Source organism: Arthrobacter sp. 131MFCol6.1 (assembly GCF_000374925.1).
Lineage (GTDB): Bacteria > Actinomycetota > Actinomycetes > Actinomycetales > Micrococcaceae > Arthrobacter.
Genome location: NZ_KB895542.1, coordinates 16679 through 31879, shown reverse-complemented (window position 1 = coordinate 31879; position 15201 = coordinate 16679). Strand labels below are relative to the sequence as shown.

Sequence of the window (15201 nt, the reverse complement as noted above, 5' to 3'; positions counted from 1 at the left end):
TCAGGCGCCGATGTCGTTCCCGGCGTTCGCTACTCCGGCGCCGCCCTCACGCGGGGCGCTCTGCCAGAGACCGACCACATTGCCTTCGGTGTCCCGGAAGTAGGCGGCCCAGCCCATGGTGCCGATCGCCTCCCGCGGCAAGACGGTGCTGCCGCCCAGGGACTTGATCTTCTCCAACGCCGCGTCAATGTCATCGACGTCCACCGTGACCACGGGGGATGTGAGGTCGCCTTCGCGGCGGAACATGCCGCCGTTGATGGAGCCCGGTACGGAGGGCATGCCGTTGGCATCCGTCGGCGTCGTCTTGATCATGGCGTAGCTCATCTCCGGCACCTGGCTTAGCTCCCAGCCGAACGCCGAACTGTAGAAGTCCCGTGCGCGGCCCTCGTCGTCTGCAGGGATTTCGAAATGTACCACTCCACCAGCCATCACACTCTCCTAAGAACAAGGATTCGGGGCCAAGAGGCGGGCGCGGACACACCACGCCACAGCCGGATTTTAGCCCCGGCAGCGCCGGAGGTTAAGGGCCCTACGGCCCGGGCGTCCGTGCCGCGGATGCCTCCCCTGTCAGCGGGCCGTGGGAACATATTCGAATGAGCCTTGCAGACGCCCCCGCAGGCATTGCCGCCGCGGCGGACGCCTCGTTGCGGTGGCACCCGGGCGGCCCGTTCGACTTGAGGCAAACCATCGGCCCGCTGCTGCGCGGCCACGGCGACCCGTCCATCCGCACCGCCCCGGACGGGATCTGGTTCGCGTTCACGACGCCGCACGGTCCGGCCACCGTGCGCCTGGCAACGGCCGGGACGCGGGCGGACCCTGCCGTGGACGCGCAGGCCTGGGGTCCCGGAGCGGGGGACGCCGTCGATTCCGTCCCGCGCATGCTCGGGAACCAGGACGACTGGTCCGGCTTCGACGAGCCCGCATTCCACGCCACCCTCCCGCGCATGGTGGTCGAAGCCCGCCGCCGGAACCTCGCGATCCGGCTGCCTGCAACCGGGCGGATGATCGACTCACTGGTGCCGACCATCCTCGAGCAGAAGGTCACCGTTATCGAGGCCCGCCGCGGGTACCGCTACCTGATGTACCGCTTCGGGACGGCGGCTCCGGGTGCCGGCACCGTCGCGCCCGCCAATCTCCTGGTCCAGCCGACGGCAGCGCAGTGGCTGCACATCCCGTCCTGGGAATGGCACAAGGCCGGCGTGGGCCCGCAGCGTTCGGGCACCGTCATGCGGGCGCTGCGTTCCGCCGTCGCGCTGGAACGGCTCGCCGCACTTCCCGCCGCGGAGGCGGCGGCCAAGCTGCAGACCCTGCCCGGAATCGGGGTGTGGACGGCGGCGGAGGTGGTGCAGCGCACGCACGGCTGCCCGGACTCCATTTCGGTGGGCGACTACCACCTTGCGGCCTACGTGGGCGCCGCCCTGACCGGCCGCAGGACGGACGACGCCGGCATGCTCAGGCTGCTGGCCCCCTGGGCGGGGCACCGGCAGCGGGTGGTCAGGATGCTCGGGCTGAGCGGCTTCCGGAAACCGACCTTCGGCCCGCGCATGACCATCCAGGACCACCGCGGCCACTGAAAGCAGCGCGGGGTCACTTACGGCCTATCCGCCGCGCTTTCATGGGCGCTAAGTGACCCCGCGTTGTCTCAGACCGGGCGGATTCGCGACCGCTTGATCCTGGCGATCATGGACTCGAAACCCTCTGCGAGGTCATCGGCGTTGGCTTTGAAGTACGCCCAACCCGCGCTGCGGAAGGCCTCGTCGCGACGGTTATCCTTCGACTGCTGTTCGCGGGTGAGGTGAGGAGCGCCGTCGTACTGGACGGCGAGCCGGAATCTCCGGTACCCCAAGTCAGCAGCCGGCGAGCGCCGGTCATCCGGATCAAGCCTCAGTTGCAGCTCCGGTTCCGGCAGCCGCGCATCCAGCAGCGCCAGCCGCAGGAAGGTCTCCGGGAAGGAGTCTGCTCCCACCCGCATCTCCGCCAGGGCCAGCCGGGCCTTCTCGACGCCCTTCATGTTGGGATGCTGGCGGATCAGCAGCCGCAGGCCGTCCTTGTAGGCGTAAGGTTCCGACCTCAGTTCGAGGCTGGGCCGGGGCTGCCGGATGAGCTGGTCGCCCAAGGCAATGAGGTAGTTGAGCGGCAGTTCCGCCGCCAGATCCAGCCAGGTCCGGGGTGGTGCGGTGACCGGGATGCCGTCGACCTCGGTCAGCTCGCCGGGGATGCACCGCACGCGGTGGCCTGTGACCCCGGCCCGGCGGACCCTGGGCAGTTCATGGGGCTTGCTGAGGTGGATGGTCGGGCATTCGCCCATCCACGGTGGCAGTCCGAGGCTGGTCAGCACTGCCGCGGTTTCGTGGGAAACCCAGGCGCCAGGGGTGGCGGCGGCGAGGACCCGGGCGCGTTCGGCGATCTCGAGGTGCCGGCCGGCGGGCAGATAGATGAGGCGGCCGCCGTCGGACAAATCATGGGCCCGCAGACGTTTGGGCCGGACGCCCAGCGCGCGTGACTCATACACGGTGAACGGTGTCTGGACGAGGCTTCCGGGGAGAGGCACGATGCGGACCATGCGCACCATTGTGACCGCAGATCATCCTCGGCGCTGAGGTTATCCACAGGCCCTCAGGAATCGCCGCATCGCGGGGTCACTTACGGCCCTTCCGGAGCCGCCGGATGGGCCGTAAGTGACCCCGCGATGTGGTTAAGCGTCGGCCTGGAGGCCCAGCCGGGCCGCGGCCTCCTGGCGCATGTCCACCTTGCGGATCTTGCCGGAGACGGTCATCGGGAAGCTCTCCCGGACATCCACGTAGCGCGGGATCTTGTAGTGCGCCAGCTTGCCGCGGCAGAACTCGGCGAGGCTGGCGGCGTCCATCGGCGCGGCCCCCGGCTTCAAAATGACGCAGGCCATCAGCTCCTCGCCGTACTTCGCGTCCGGGACACCGATCACCTGCACGTCCTGGATGTCCGGGTGGGTGTAGAGGAATTCCTCGATTTCGCGCGGATAGACGTTCTCGCCGCCGCGGATCACCATGTCCTTGATCCGGCCTTCGATCACGATGTACCCGTCCGCGTCCATCCGGGCGAGGTCCCCGGTGTGCATCCAGGCGTCGGCATCGATCGCCTCGGCTGTCTTGTCCGGCTGGTTCCAGTACCCGCGCATCACGGCGTAGCCGCGCGTGCAGAGTTCGCCGATCCCGCCGCGCTCCAGCACCTCGCCCGTGACCGGATCCACGACCCGGCTCTCCAGGTTCGGCATGGTCCGGCCCACGGTCTCGGTGCGCTGGGCCATGGTGTCCACGCTCCGGGTCATCGTGGACACCGGCGAGGTCTCCGTCATGCCGTAGCAAATCGCGACGTCTTTCATGTTCATTTCCGTGATGACCCGATTCATCACCTCGATGGGACACAGCGAGCCGGCCATGACGCCCGTGCGCAGTGTCGAGAGGTCGTAGGAGGCGAAGTCCGGCAGGGCGAGCTCGGCGATGAACATGGTGGGCACGCCGTACAGCGAGGTTCCGCCGAAGTCCTGCACAGCCTCCAGCGCCGCGGCCGGCGAGAACGACCGGCCGGGAATGATGGTGGCGGCCCCGTGGCTGAGCGCCGCGAGGTTCCCGATCACCATGCCGAAGCAGTGATAGAAGGGCACCGGGATCACCACGCGGTCGTGTTCCGTGTAGCCCAGCTGCTCGCCGATCGAAGAGCCGTTGTTAAGGATGTTGTGGTGCGTCAGCGTGGCGCCCTTCGGGAACCCCGTGGTGCCGGAGGTGTACTGCAGATTGATGGGATCATGCGGGTCCAGTTCCGCCATCCGCGCCTTCAGCTCGGAGTGCCCGACGTCGTCGGCCCGCTTGAGCAGCTCGGCATAGGTGCGCTCCGCCTCCGTGCCGGGCTCGCCGGCGGTCAGCCCGTCCAAGCCGGCGTCCGGGAGGAAGACCAGCTCGCGCAGGTCCGGGCACGCCGCCAGCGCCTGCCGCGCCATCACGGTGTAGTCGCTGTTCCTGTCCGACGGCGCGGTGACCAGCATGCGCATGCCGTTCTGCGTGACCACGAACTCGAGCTCATGGCTGCGGTAGGCGGGGTTGACGTTGACCAGGATCGCCCCGACCTTCGCGGTGGCGTACTGCAGGATGGTCCATTCGGCGCAGTTGGGGCTCCAGATGCCGATCCGCTCGCCCTTCGTCACGCCCAAGGCGAGGAGCGCACGCGCCAGGCGGTCGACGTCGTCGTTGAGCTTGGTGTAGCTCCACCGCCGGGCCTCTTCGCCGGGCACCGCGGCCGCCTCGATCAGGGCATCGTGGTACGGGAACCGCGCCGCGATCCGTTCGAAGTTCGCGCCAACGGTTTCCTCGAGCAGCGGGACGTCAGTGTCCCCGGCTGTGTAAGCAAGCATGGTGTGACGCTACCAACAGTGCGGAGGCAAAAGAAGAGCAAAGCTTGGAAGTCCTATGAAATCTTGGGTCATGTTCCTGCGCCTGCGCGGCGGCCCGGTAGGGTGATTGCCATGAGTGCACCCGTTGACCTTCAGGCCATTTTCATCCCCAACGACGGCGAATTCTTCCGCGTGAAGCTCGCCCTGGACATCGCGATTGACGAGGTGGTCAACGAGCCCGGCTGCATCCGCTACGAGCTCACCGAGGCCAGCGAGGACAAGCTCGTCCTGACCGAGCGGTGGGCCAGCCAGGCGGACCTGGACAAGCACTCCAAGGGCACGGCCGTCCAGGACCTGAACGAATCCCTCAGCGCACTGCTGGCAGAGCCGGTCAAGCTGGAAAAGCTCTAACCCGCCCTTCCAACCACAACGCGGGGTCACTCCGCGCCCATCCCTAAGGGATTTATGGGCGCGGAGTGACCCCGCGTTGCTTTAAAGCCGTGGGATTAAGCCGTGGAGGTTCAGGCTTCCGGGATCTGGGTGCCGTCCTGCTTGGCCGCGGCTGCGGCGGCCTCGGCCTGGGACCGGGCCACGTGGGCGTGGACTTCTTCCATGTCCAGGGCCTTGACGGCGTCGACCACCTGCTCGAGCTGCTGCGCGTTCAGGGCGCCAGGCTGCGAGAACACCAGGACCTTTTCGCGGAAGGCCATCAGCGTGGGAATCGACGTGATGCCGGCCTCGGCGGCGAGCTGCTGCTCGGCTTCGGTGTCGACCTTGGAGAAGACGACGTCCGGGTGCTTCTCGGAGATCGCCGAGTATGTGGGGCCGAACTGCTTGCATGGGCCGCACCATTCGGCCCAGAAATCGACGAGGACAATGTCGTTATCCTCGACTGTCGATGCGAACTGTTCACCTGTGATGTCTACGGTAGCCATGAGTCAACGGTACGGGAGCAGCCGTGGATTGTCCCCGGCATTTCGCTGTTGGCACATCCGGGCGGGGGCGGCCGCGGGTCACGCCCAGGCGTGCGGGGCCGGACGCCTGGCGCCGGGCAGGGCGTTGGTTTCGCGCCATTCGTGGATCCACTGGGGCAGCTCCAGATCCGCCGGCGGGGCGCCGAACTCGCGGATGATGTCCTCCTGACTGACGGGCTTGCCCTTGCTCAGAAGCCGGGTGGCGATATAGGCGCGCGCGTAGACCTCGCCGTCCACCACCATCCGCTGCTCGAAGTAGATGGCTTTCGAGTCCAGGCCGATAATCCGGGATTCGATCGTGTACTGCTGCCAGAGCTGCAGCGAACGGCGGAACGCGATGGTCTCCCCCGCCGCGACCGGGGTCCAGCCCCGGCGGCGCATCTTTTTCCAGGTGCCGCTGCGGGCCATGAGGTCGAAGCGCCCGAGGTCCATGAGCGAGAAGTACATGCCGTTGTTGACGTGCATGGCGATGTCGATGTCCGTGGGCAGTACCCGCAGCGGCAGCGAGGAGCTGTCCCAGATGCTCAGCGGTGGGCGGCGTGAGGACGTGAACAGCAGCAGGAGGGTCCGGAACAGGAGATGCATGAATCATATGTTACCCGCGAGTAACAAGCGTGCCAAGGGGTGGTTTCGGAACTTAGCTGTGCGCTGACAGAACCGAGACGGTGGCTTTGGCGCCGGCGCCGCGAATCGTCCAGCAGTTCCCGGCGCCGATCACGTCCAGCTCCTCCAGGTCCGCCTGGTGCAGGACCAGGGCAGTGTTCTCATCCACGGCGACCGCGCGGTCCACGAGACCTTTTGCCACCGCCCCAACGGCCCGGCCGAGGGTCCCCGCCTGCGCGGCGTGCACGTCGACGGCGAAGGGCACCAGGCCCAGCCCGTCGCGGATCTCCACTTCATCCAGACCCTCCGACCAATCCGCCGGGCAGACCTCGGTGCCGCGGATTCGGTAGCCGCCCACGATCGCCCGTACTGGCGCCACCATCGCGCCGGCTGAGAATCCCATATACGGCACACCGTCAGAGACCAGACTGCGGATGGGGTGCGCGGACGGCAGCAGGCCTTCCAGATAGCCCGGCGTCGGCCCGCCCCCGACGACGATGCCGTCGACGTCGTCGAACGCGGCGGGGTCCGCGCCCCGGTTGAAGCCGAGGAGGACCGGGACGACCTCGCAGGCTGTCCGGGACTCCAGCGGCTCCACATAGGCAGGCAGGAAATATTCAGAGCTGCCCTCATGGTCAAAGAGAACCATAGCGACGCGGGAAATCCTGCCGGGGGCCCGGCGCCGGAGTTCCTTGACGAACCGGTCGAAGACGGCAGGAACGGTCACGGTGTCAGGGCCGCCGCCAACAAGCAGGATGGTCATGCTTCAACGTACCCGGATCCAGGGCAATCGCAATGCGACGGCCGCGGCGGCGCCAAAGTTCCTGTGCCGATTGACCGCCGCGGAGGCTGAGGAACATAATCGGAATCGGTACTAGTTTCACGACACGACTGCGCCGACCATGAGGCCGACGGCAGAGCATTCAACGGAAAGCGGTCGGCACTATGACTACTGCCCATCATCCTGTTGCTTCGACTGGCTGGACCGGCTGGGTCCGTTTCGCCGGAGTGATTCTGATCATCAACGGCGTTTTCAGCGGCCTTCAAGGCCTCGTCGCTCTCACCGGTCCCGACACCTACTATTTGTCGACCCCGGGAACCCTGTTCCTCTTCGATGCGAAGGGCTGGGGCTGGTGGAATGTCGCCCTCGGGGTGCTCCTGATCCTCACCGCCGTCGGGCTCTTCTCCGGTGCAACGTGGGCTCGAGTCGTCGGTGTCGTCGTTGCCGGCTTCAGCGCGGTCGTTCAACTGATGCTCATTCCGGCGCAGCCGTGGTGGTCCGTCATCGTCATCGCCATGGACGTGCTGATCATCTACGCGATCATCGCCCACGGCGAGGAACTCAAGGCTGAACAGGCACCGCCGACAACCAACCCGTAGGGCACCGACGCGATCAGGCGGCCGCGATCAGCTCCACTTCATAGCCGTCCGCATTCACGAGGTAGGCGGCGAAGTGATCGGGGCCGCCCGCGTGCGGATACTTGTCCGGAAATAACTCCGCCCAACCGTGGCTCGGGCCCTCCGCCGCTATGGCGTCCACGTCTGCCCGGGTCCCCGCGCTGAACGCGAGGTGGTTCAGGCCCGGTGCTTTGCGGTCGTGCGCGGTTCCGGTCAGTGCCGGGGACTGCTCGACGACGATGTACGTCGCCCCGCGGCGCCAGCTGCACCCGTGGGCCCAGTCCTGGTAGGCCTCGTAGCCCAGCCGGGCCAGCAGCCAGCCCCACTGGTCCCTGGCCCGCTGCAGGTCCGGCACCCAGAGTTCTACATGGTGCAGGGCACCAAAGTCCGCCGGCGCAATTGGAACTGGTGCAACCGGACCAGGTGTAACCGGAATATCAGCCATCAGAACAGTATCCGCTGGAACAGGACGTGGTCCTGCCAGGATCCGGCGATCCGCAGGTACTGGGCTGCCAAACCGATCTCCGCAAAGCCAGCCCGCTTCAGGATCCGCTGGGACGCGGCGTTGTGCGGGAGGGTAGAGGCCTGCAGCCGGTGCAGTCCCAGTTCGTTGCGCGCGGTTTGGAGGGCGAACTCCACCGCGGCCGAGCCAATTCCCCGCCCCGTCATGTCCTTGTCCACCCAGTAGCCGAGGTGGGCGCTGAGGAATGGCCCCCGGACAATCCCGCTGAGGTTGATCACCCCGATGATGCGGGAACCTTCCACGAGGACCCAGGGCACGTCCGTTCCCGCGATGAACAACCCGAGCTTGGATTCAATGCTGGCCGCCTGTCCCTCGGCGGTGAAGAATTCCTCAAACCGCAGCGGTTCCCAGGGCGCCAGGTGCTCCCGGTTCCGCAGGTAGGCGTCGGCCAAAGGTCCGGCGTCGGACCTGCGCAGCACCCGCACGCCCACGGTATCCGTCAAAGCGACGGTGTTCTCGGTCATCCGCAGACTCTAACGGTCATCCCCGATCGGCTTCAATCAGCGTGCGGCAGTCACGGGAGTTTCGGTGGTGTGCGTGGCGGCGGATTCTCAAGCGCTGGCGTCATCGTCGTCCTCGTTCGGGTCGGTGTCGCGAACGTTCACACTCTGCACGCCGGGCACATCCAGGAGGTAGGGGACGAGTTCCCGCAGCGGAAGATGACCATGGAAGCGGATGTCCATGAGGACGATTGGCTTTTGTTCATCGCCCGCCTTATTGATGCTCAGGATTGAGGAGCTGAACCCCATGTTGGTGGCGATCTCCAGCACTTGCCGCAGCACGCCCTTGTTGTCGGCATAGCCCAGGTGCAGGACCCGGTGCGCGTCAGGGGTCGGGATCTTCCTGATCACCGGAGAGACGACGTACAACGTGATGAGGTGGAAAGCGGTCAGCGAAACAGCCAGGGACAGCATTCCGGCCCCGCACGCCATGCCGACGGCGGCAGAAACCCAAATGCTGGCGGCCGTCGTCAGGCCGCGGACAACGTTCCGTCCCTTGAAAATCACCCCGGCGCCGAGGAAACCGATGCCGCTGACGATTTGGGCTGCAATACGGGACGGGTCCACGGTGCCCCCGGTCTGGACGGCGGCGAAGCCGTAGGCGGAGATCAGGGTGAACGTGCACGATCCGAGCCCGACCAGGACGTGGGTGCGGTAGCCAGCGACCTTTTGCCGGACCTGCCGCTCGGTGCCAATCAGGGAGCAGAGGATAAATGTCGCCAGCAGAAGCCCGATTTCCACCAGCGTGGTCGGGGTGTATAGCCCGTATGCGTCCTGCATCCCGCCCTCCGACCCGGCCCGAGAGTGGCGTCCGGTCAGTGCCGGAATGCGCCAGGAACTCTCGAATCTGATATTACCGCTGCCCTCTATTGGCGAGTAGTGGTGGGTCTGTTCCGCTCACGGGGCCAGATCCCGGCGGCGCCAGCCGGCGTATCCCAGCGCAGCGAGCGCAGCGGCCGTCACAGTGAGTCCCAGCAACGGGCCGACTGCGCCGGAATCCAAGGGCAGCAGCGGCGAATGCCGGAATGGGGAGAGCTCCATCAGCCACTCCGGGGCGTTCCACAGCACGCCGAACTCTCCCAGGGCAACAAACAGCAGCAGCAGAGCCCAGACCGTCCCCGTGAGCCGGGGCGCCCAGCCAAACACCGCCAGCACCACTGCGGTCATGACCCAGGCAGCGGGGATCTGGGCGGCAGCGGCCAGGGTGACGCGGCCGAGTTGATTGGCATCGGCCAGGACGGTGGCTGCGCCGGCCCCGACGGACACTCCGGCCAGCAGCATGAGCACGGCGACGCCGGCCAGCGCCAGGGCGAAATGGCTGGTGGCCCACCGCGGCCGGGTGGTGGCGGTGCCCAGCAGCGCCTCGACGTGGCCGTCCGTCTCCTCGTCACGGAGCCGGCTGGCCGCGGACAGTCCGTAGGCAGCGGCCAGCAGTCCCATGATGCTGATCTCCGCGGCAATGAAGGCATCCGTCATGGCCTGGGTTCCGCCCAGCATCCTGATCAGGTCCTGAGCGTTGGGCGAACTCAGCAAATCCGTGACGTTGCCGGCCAGCGATCCGATCACCACGCCGAACACCACGAAGGCGACCGCCCAGGCCGCCAACAGCCGGAACTGGAGCCGCACGGCGAGGTCCCCGACCCCGCGGAGCGAGCCGCGTGCCGGGCCGGGGCGCTCCTGGCGCAGGCCGGAGCCGAGGTCCCGGCGGGCGCGGAGGGCCAGCGCCACGGGCACGAGTGCGGCGCACAGTGCCAGTGGCAGGGCGAGCACCCACCACTGGTCCCCGGCGAAGGCCCGGATCTGCTGGTTCCAGCCGATCGGCGAAAGCCAGGACAGGGCGGAGGGCCCCGGTTCGGCGAGGTCCCCCACCGCCCGCAGCGCATAGGTCACGGCAACGACGCCGAGGCTCATTCCCGTGGCCGCCCGCGCGCTGGCCGTCAGCTGGGCGGTGACCCCGGCCACGGCGCTGAACGCCATGCCGGTGGCGGCCCAGCCCAGTCCGAACGCGATCGAGCCGGCGGCCGGAAGCCCGCCGGCTGCCAAAGACACCGCCGTGACCAGCCCCAGGACAATGCTGGCTCCGAAGCTGATGGCGAGGGCGGCCGCGAGCGGCGCGTCCCGGCCCAGCCGGCCGCCGCCCAGGAGCTCGAGCCGCCCGGACTCTTCGTCGCTGCGGGTATGGCGGACGGTGATGAACACCATGAGGACGGCCAGGATGGCAGCCATGAACGCCGTGTACTTGATGAGGGACAGCGCACCGAGGGATGAGGGGTCGTAGACCCTGCCGAAGAGGGCTACTAGCGAGGCCGTGGCATTCAGGGCCGTCGCGGCCTCGACCCGGCTCCCGACATCGGGGTAGAGCTCGGCGCCGGCCACCGCGGTTGAATACGTTGTCGCGGCGAATCCGGCGATCCACGCCGGCAACAGCCATCGGTCGCGCCGGAGCCCGAGCCTGATCAGGACTCCGGTCCCCGCCAGCGTTTCACGCATCAGCGGTGCCCCCGCTGCTCGACCCTGCCGCGGCCACGGGCACCGCCGCGCCGTAGTGGCGCAGGAAGAGATCCTCCAGGGTGGGCGGCTGGCTGGTCAGCGCGACGAGTCCCGCATCGGTCAGCGCCCGCATGAACGGGGCCAGGCCGGACGGTTCCACTTGGGCGCTGACGCGGTGGTTCGTGACGACGACATCGTGGACGCCTGGCAGGGCATCCAGGCCTGCCGGTACCGCCGCGAGATCGGCAGTGACGGAGGTACGGGTCAGGTGCCTGAGTTCATCAAGCCGCCCGGTCTCCACCACCCGGCCCTCACGGATGATGCTCACGCGGTCCGAAAGCGCCTCGGCCTCGCTGAGGATATGGCTGCTGAGCAGTACCGTGCGGCCCTGGTTCCGCAGTTCCCGGACACAGCCGCGGAAGGCCTCCTCCATCAGGGGGTCCAGGCCGCTGGTGGGCTCGTCCAGCAGGAACAGCTCAGCGTCGGTGGCCAGCGCAGCGACCAGGGCCACCTTCTGCCGGTTGCCTTTGGAGTAGGCCCGGGACTTCTTCGTGGGATCGAGGTCGAAGAGGTCCAACAGCTGGGCCCGCCGGGCCAGGTCCTGGCCGCCCTGGAGGCGGCCGAGGAGGTCGATGACCTCCCCTCCGGTCAGGTTGGGCCACAACGCCACATCCCCGGGGACGTACGCCAGGCGCCGGTGGAGGCTCGCGACGTCGTGCCACGGGTCCAGGCCCAGCACCCGGATGGAGCCCGCGCTGGCGCGAAGCATGCCCAGCAGCAGGCGAATCGTTGTCGACTTACCCGAACCGTTCGGTCCAAGGAAGCCGTGGACCTCGCCCGCCTCGACTGAAAAATCCAACCCGTTCAGGGCGACCACGGGCCCGAACCGCTTCACAACGCCGACCATCTCCAAGACATTCGCCATGGGGGACACGATACGCCCGGGACCGGCACATTAGGCCCGGCCGAATGACCCCTTCGCCCGCGGGCGGCCTGTCGCGGTGCTGTCACTCCGGCACCGGGGGACGTAGCCTAGCGGGCATGGAAGACCCTTACGATCTTGAACGGTTCGTGGCGGCCCAAGATGCCGGCGGAACCTACGGGCACGCCCTGGCGGAGTTGCGGTCGGGCATGAAGAGGAGTCACTGGATGTGGTTCGTTTTCCCCCAGCTCGCGGGCCTGGGCCGCAGCGAAACCGCCCGCAAGTACGCCATCTCCTCCCTGGCCGAGGCCCGTGCCTATTGCCGGCACGGCGTCCTTGGCCCGCGGCTCCGGGAGGCTGCCGCCGCAGTGGCCGACCTTCAGGGGCGGTCCGCGGTGCAAATTTTCGGCGGCATCGACACCCGGAAGCTGCACTCGTCCATGACGCTGTTCCGGCGCGCCGCGCCCGGCGAACCCGTGTTCCGGGACGTCTTGGACCGCTACTTCGATGGCCTGCCCGATCCCGCCACAGACCAGCTGCTGGAATACCAGCCGCTGGAAGGAGAACCCGGCGGTCCGGGCCCGACGGGCTAGCTGTGAGCTGCCAGCGCCGTAATCATCCGTTCCATGCGCGCGACGCCGGCAAAGCGGCCGGCGTTGTCGGTCACCAGCAGGGGGTCAAACCGGCTGGCCTGGGTCCGCGTCATGGAACGCGCCAGGGCCTCGCTGAGCGGCGTGTCCAGGTTGACCCGCATTCCCGGGCTCACCACGCCCAGGGCCGCCGCGGAGGGGTCGAGCACCGCAACGGGCCGCAAATGCTCGCCCATCAGCACCACTGACTGCAGGGCGGGGTTGTCATCAAACGCGGCCGCCGCCGTCGCAGTGGTGGCGGCCGTCGTCGCGGGTTCCACGATGTCCCGGATGATGCTCCGCTGCGTGGCCGGGGGTTTGGACGCCAGACGGTGGGCAACGTCAAGATCGATCTGTTCCCACGCCGGACCGGGCCGGGCCAGGCAGTACCCCTGAACCAGGGGCACGCCGAGGGCAACGAGGGCGTCCAGTTCCTCAACGCGCTCCACTCCCTCGGCCAGGATCCAGGCATCGACGCGGCTGGCGAAGGTTCCGAGCATGGAGATCAGGGCACGCTTGGCCTCGTCCCGGTCAACATCCTGGATCAGCTCACGATCGAGCTTGATCAGCGAGGGCCGCAAGGCCAGGAGGTGCCGGAGCCCGGCGTAGCCGGCACCGGCGTCGTCGACGGCGATCAGCGCGCCGGCGGCGCGCAGCTGGTTGAGGTCGGGCTCGAGCTCCAGATAGGAGTTGATCGGGGTCTGCTCCGTCAGCTCGACCACCAGCCCGCCGAGATTGCCCTGGCCGCGCCAGATGCCACGGATCTCCTCCGTCAGCAGCAGCTCCGGTGAGACGTTGAGGGTCAGGAAGCAGTTCGGCGGCAGGGTGGGGCGCGCCGCGAGCGCCGCCCGCAAGGCTGCGGCCTCGAGCTCGGCCGCCAGGCCATGCGTGTGCGCGGCGGCGAACCACACCTCAGGATTTTTTTCGGCGAAACCCGGAAACCGGGCGAGGGCCTCATAGCCCACCACTGTGCCGCGCGCGGTATCAACAATGGGCTGGTAGGCCGCGGAAAGGCCGACACCCCGGCAGGCGGCCGCCAGCTGCTCCTCCCAGTCCGGGCCCGGTGCGGCCCCGGCGTCGGGCGGGAGGCCGCCTGCCTCGTGAATCAACTAACGGGAACGATGGCTCTGTGGATCGACTGCACGACGTCGGCCGGCAGCTCCTCCAGCCCATGTGCGGACGCCGCGTGGGCGGCCACATTGACCAGAATTTCATCGTCGGTGCTGCACACCCAGCGGGCGTCACAACCGGGAACCACATCACCACAGGCAAACGACTTCACGAATGCTCCTTCTTCTTCAACAGCGGACCGGACTACACTACGATGGCTCCGCACCGAAAACTGAGATTTTGCTTGCAGAAACGATGCGGCGTCGGCGGCAATCCGTCGCGGCCGTGTTCGCCGGCTGCTGTTGGCTGCCGCTACGTGCCCGTTTTAGCGGCCTTACTAGCGGCCTGCCGCTCCCGCTTCGGCAGCGACGGCGGCTGCCTCGATGCGGGCCCGGTGCACGGCCCACCCCTCGGCGGTGCGCGACGAAAGGTTCGGATCCCCCGGACGCTGGCCTGCGCTGCCGTCGATGAGTTCGCGCAGGATGTCGGCGTGTCCAAGGTGGTGGGCGGTCTCCACGCACATGTGCACGAGGATCTGCTGCAGGGTCACGTGCTTGCGCTCGTCCGGCCACCAGGGAACCACACCGGGCGCGTCGAGCGGAAGGTCCTCGATGGTGGCATCGCTGTGGGCCGCCGAGAGCCGGTGCAGCTCAGTGATCTGCTCCCGCGTCTCGCCGGGGGCTGCCCACATGTCGGCATCCGGCTCCGCGTCGTCGGCGAACCACGGCAGCTTCAGCTCGCTGGGACGGCCGAAGACCTCGCCAAAGTAGCCGAGTTCGACGCTGGCCACGTGCTTGACCAGTCCCAGCAGGTTGGTGCCCGTGGGTGTGAGGGGCCGGCGCACGTCGTACTCGCTGAGGCCTTCGAGCTTCCCGAGGAGGTCTTGGCGCCGGGTGCGCAGGTAGGTGTGCAAGATCGCTTTGTCGTCCATGACCGGCACTATACCGAACGTGCGGGCGCTGCCTGCCGGTACGCGAGGTTTCATAAAACGTGTGGAATAATTGGCGCAACGGGCCTCGGGGGGAGGCCCCGAGCGTCAGGACACCCAGGGTGAATCTCGATTCCGGTGCACATCGGGTCCGGCCGGCCGCCGCAGTTCTTCTTGCCGCGGTTCTCGCGGCGGCTCTCGCCATTCTGTTGGCAGCCTGTTCTTCCGGCACGGATGCCCCGGGCGGAGTGTCGGCGGGGCGGCCGGCGGTGTCCGCCCCCGCAACATCCCCGGCGTCCGGAGGCCTGCAGGGGACGACCGAATTGAACGGATTCCTCCAGCCGATGCGCTACACGGCCGTCGACGGCGACACCTGGGAGGGCATCGCCGCCCACTTCCGGATGACTCCGGAGATCCTCAGGAGCTTCAACGAAGCGGAGTCCGTTGCCGCCGGAGCGATCATCGACCTCAGAGGGGTGGACGTGCCCCAGTTGGGGGCCGGCGGCAGCGTGACCGGGCAGGACGGACAGGGACGGCTCCTGTACCGGGCGAGCGCCGGAGACACTCCCGCGGGCATCGCGAGCCGCTACGGCGTTCCGCTTTATGCCCTGCGGATAGCCAACCTGGACCTGTTGACGGGCGGCGAATGGATTCCGCCCGCCGGTGCGACGGTGGCCATTCCAAATCCACCGATCGACTGAGCAGGGCCTTGAGACAGGCCTTTGCACCGTGGAGCCGGGCCATTGAGCCGGGGACAAAGA

The 15201-nt window shown here is 67.8% G+C and carries 19 protein-coding genes; 5 read left to right on the top strand and 14 right to left on the bottom strand.

The genetic code is table 11. The features are described from left to right. Positions 1-429, bottom strand: coding sequence for a VOC family protein (locus tag C566_RS0106825; protein ID WP_018773589.1), 429 nt, complete (start codon positions 427-429; stop codon positions 1-3). Positions 430-593: 164 nt separating this feature from the next. Between C566_RS0106825 and C566_RS0106820 the strand changes: the two genes are divergently transcribed. Further along, a complete protein-coding gene (locus C566_RS0106820; RefSeq protein ID WP_018773588.1) occupies positions 594-1574 on the top strand; it encodes a DNA-3-methyladenine glycosylase family protein in 981 nt (326 codons plus the stop codon). Positions 1575-1642: 68 nt separating this feature from the next. Here C566_RS0106820 and C566_RS0106815 read toward each other — a convergent pair whose 3' ends face one another. Together C566_RS0106815 and C566_RS0106810 are read right to left on the bottom strand one after the other, a co-directional pair. Further along, positions 1643-2563 carry a hypothetical protein gene (locus C566_RS0106815; protein ID WP_026266461.1) on the bottom strand — a complete coding sequence of 307 codons (921 nt, stop codon included), beginning with the start codon at positions 2561-2563 and terminating at the stop codon, positions 1643-1645. A gap of 132 nt (positions 2564-2695) precedes the next feature. Next, positions 2696-4384, bottom strand: a complete 1689-nt coding sequence (locus C566_RS0106810; RefSeq protein WP_018773586.1) for an AMP-binding protein — start codon at positions 4382-4384, stop codon at positions 2696-2698. A 111-nt stretch (positions 4385-4495) separates the two neighbouring features. Between C566_RS0106810 and C566_RS0106805 the strand changes: the two genes are divergently transcribed. After that, a complete protein-coding gene (locus tag C566_RS0106805) occupies positions 4496-4774 on the top strand; it encodes a putative quinol monooxygenase (RefSeq protein WP_018773585.1) in 279 nt (92 codons plus the stop codon). A 110-nt stretch (positions 4775-4884) separates the two neighbouring features. On the opposite strand, the gene trxA is transcribed toward C566_RS0106805, so the two are convergent. From trxA to C566_RS0106790, 3 genes are all read right to left on the bottom strand, one after another. After that, positions 4885-5298 (bottom strand): thioredoxin, encoded by a 414-nt coding sequence (gene trxA / locus C566_RS0106800; RefSeq protein WP_018773584.1) that lies wholly within the window; start codon positions 5296-5298, stop codon positions 4885-4887. Between the two features lie 78 nt (positions 5299-5376). Then, positions 5377-5922 carry an acyl-CoA thioesterase gene (locus tag C566_RS0106795; protein WP_018773583.1) on the bottom strand — a complete coding sequence of 182 codons (546 nt, stop codon included), beginning with the start codon at positions 5920-5922 and terminating at the stop codon, positions 5377-5379. A gap of 52 nt (positions 5923-5974) precedes the next feature. Next, on the bottom strand, positions 5975-6703 hold the full coding sequence (locus tag C566_RS0106790; protein ID WP_018773582.1) for a Type 1 glutamine amidotransferase-like domain-containing protein: 729 nt from the start codon (positions 6701-6703) through the stop codon (positions 5975-5977). 182 nt (positions 6704-6885) lie between these two features. On the opposite strand from C566_RS0106790, the gene C566_RS0106785 reads away from it, so the two are divergent. After that, complete coding sequence (locus tag C566_RS0106785; protein ID WP_043422659.1) at positions 6886-7320, top strand: DUF7144 family membrane protein; 435 nt, start codon at positions 6886-6888, stop codon at positions 7318-7320. 13 nt (positions 7321-7333) lie between these two features. On the opposite strand, the gene C566_RS0106780 is transcribed toward C566_RS0106785, so the two are convergent. The 5 genes from C566_RS0106780 to C566_RS0106760 form a co-directional block, all read right to left on the bottom strand. Next, positions 7334-7738, bottom strand: coding sequence for a VOC family protein (locus C566_RS0106780; protein ID WP_026266460.1), 405 nt, complete (start codon positions 7736-7738; stop codon positions 7334-7336). A gap of 44 nt (positions 7739-7782) precedes the next feature. Continuing rightward, positions 7783-8325 carry a GNAT family N-acetyltransferase gene (locus C566_RS0106775; RefSeq protein ID WP_018773579.1) on the bottom strand — a complete coding sequence of 181 codons (543 nt, stop codon included), beginning with the start codon at positions 8323-8325 and terminating at the stop codon, positions 7783-7785. A gap of 87 nt (positions 8326-8412) precedes the next feature. Further along, positions 8413-9141 (bottom strand): MgtC/SapB family protein, encoded by a 729-nt coding sequence (locus C566_RS0106770; RefSeq protein WP_018773578.1) that lies wholly within the window; start codon positions 9139-9141, stop codon positions 8413-8415. A gap of 117 nt (positions 9142-9258) precedes the next feature. Beyond that, positions 9259-10851, bottom strand: a complete 1593-nt coding sequence (locus C566_RS0106765) for an ABC transporter permease (protein ID WP_018773577.1) — start codon at positions 10849-10851, stop codon at positions 9259-9261. Continuing rightward, on the bottom strand, positions 10844-11776 hold the full coding sequence (locus C566_RS0106760; RefSeq protein ID WP_026266459.1) for an ABC transporter ATP-binding protein: 933 nt from the start codon (positions 11774-11776) through the stop codon (positions 10844-10846). Before C566_RS0106760 ends, C566_RS0106765 begins: the two co-directional genes overlap by 8 nt. Before the next feature lie 116 nt (positions 11777-11892). Between C566_RS0106760 and C566_RS21015 the strand changes: the two genes are divergently transcribed. Beyond that, entirely contained in the window at positions 11893-12366 is a 474-nt protein-coding gene (locus tag C566_RS21015) for a DUF1810 domain-containing protein (protein WP_043466369.1), read from the top strand. On the opposite strand, the gene C566_RS0106750 is transcribed toward C566_RS21015, so the two are convergent. The 3 genes from C566_RS0106750 to C566_RS0106740 all read right to left on the bottom strand — a co-directional run bounded on the left by C566_RS0106750 (position 12363) and on the right by C566_RS0106740 (position 14443). Then, positions 12363-13511: an EAL domain-containing protein gene (locus C566_RS0106750; protein WP_018773574.1), complete on the bottom strand. Its 1149-nt coding sequence runs from the start codon at positions 13509-13511 to the stop codon at positions 12363-12365. The genes C566_RS21015 and C566_RS0106750 overlap by 4 nt on opposite strands. Beyond that, positions 13508-13684 carry a DUF1059 domain-containing protein gene (locus tag C566_RS22305; protein WP_079550056.1) on the bottom strand — a complete coding sequence of 59 codons (177 nt, stop codon included), beginning with the start codon at positions 13682-13684 and terminating at the stop codon, positions 13508-13510. Before C566_RS22305 ends, C566_RS0106750 begins: the two co-directional genes overlap by 4 nt. A gap of 165 nt (positions 13685-13849) precedes the next feature. After that, a complete protein-coding gene (locus C566_RS0106740) occupies positions 13850-14443 on the bottom strand; it encodes a DinB family protein (RefSeq protein ID WP_018773572.1) in 594 nt (197 codons plus the stop codon). Positions 14444-14763: 320 nt separating this feature from the next. On the opposite strand from C566_RS0106740, the gene C566_RS0106735 reads away from it, so the two are divergent. Then, a complete protein-coding gene (locus C566_RS0106735; RefSeq protein WP_155846796.1) occupies positions 14764-15141 on the top strand; it encodes a LysM peptidoglycan-binding domain-containing protein in 378 nt (125 codons plus the stop codon). The last annotated feature ends 60 nt before the right edge of the window (positions 15142-15201 follow it).

Bases quoted from the DNA above. Each gene is read 5' to 3' on its own strand.
- C566_RS0106760 (WP_026266459.1), bottom strand. From the start codon at position 11,776: ATGGCGAATGTCTTGGAGATGGTCGGCGTTGTGAAGCGGTTCGGGCCC.
- C566_RS0106770 (WP_018773578.1), bottom strand. From the start codon at position 9,141: ATGCAGGACGCATACGGGCTATACACCCCGACCACGCTGGTGGAAATC.
- C566_RS0106795 (WP_018773583.1), bottom strand. From the start codon at position 5,922: ATGCATCTCCTGTTCCGGACCCTCCTGCTGCTGTTCACGTCCTCACGC.
- C566_RS0106815 (WP_026266461.1), bottom strand. From the start codon at position 2,563: ATGGTCCGCATCGTGCCTCTCCCCGGAAGCCTCGTCCAGACACCGTTC.
- C566_RS0106785 (WP_043422659.1), top strand. From the start codon at position 6,886: ATGACTACTGCCCATCATCCTGTTGCTTCGACTGGCTGGACCGGCTGG.
- C566_RS0106805 (WP_018773585.1), top strand. From the start codon at position 4,496: ATGAGTGCACCCGTTGACCTTCAGGCCATTTTCATCCCCAACGACGGC.
- C566_RS21015 (WP_043466369.1), top strand. From the start codon at position 11,893: ATGGAAGACCCTTACGATCTTGAACGGTTCGTGGCGGCCCAAGATGCC.
- C566_RS0106810 (WP_018773586.1), bottom strand. From the start codon at position 4,384: ATGCTTGCTTACACAGCCGGGGACACTGACGTCCCGCTGCTCGAGGAA.
- C566_RS0106790 (WP_018773582.1), bottom strand. From the start codon at position 6,703: ATGACCATCCTGCTTGTTGGCGGCGGCCCTGACACCGTGACCGTTCCT.
- C566_RS0106765 (WP_018773577.1), bottom strand. From the start codon at position 10,851: ATGCGTGAAACGCTGGCGGGGACCGGAGTCCTGATCAGGCTCGGGCTC.
- C566_RS0106825 (WP_018773589.1), bottom strand. From the start codon at position 429: ATGGCTGGTGGAGTGGTACATTTCGAAATCCCTGCAGACGACGAGGGC.
- C566_RS0106820 (WP_018773588.1), top strand. From the start codon at position 594: ATGAGCCTTGCAGACGCCCCCGCAGGCATTGCCGCCGCGGCGGACGCC.
- C566_RS0106775 (WP_018773579.1), bottom strand. From the start codon at position 8,325: ATGACCGAGAACACCGTCGCTTTGACGGATACCGTGGGCGTGCGGGTG.
- trxA (WP_018773584.1), bottom strand. From the start codon at position 5,298: ATGGCTACCGTAGACATCACAGGTGAACAGTTCGCATCGACAGTCGAG.
- C566_RS0106740 (WP_018773572.1), bottom strand. From the start codon at position 14,443: ATGGACGACAAAGCGATCTTGCACACCTACCTGCGCACCCGGCGCCAA.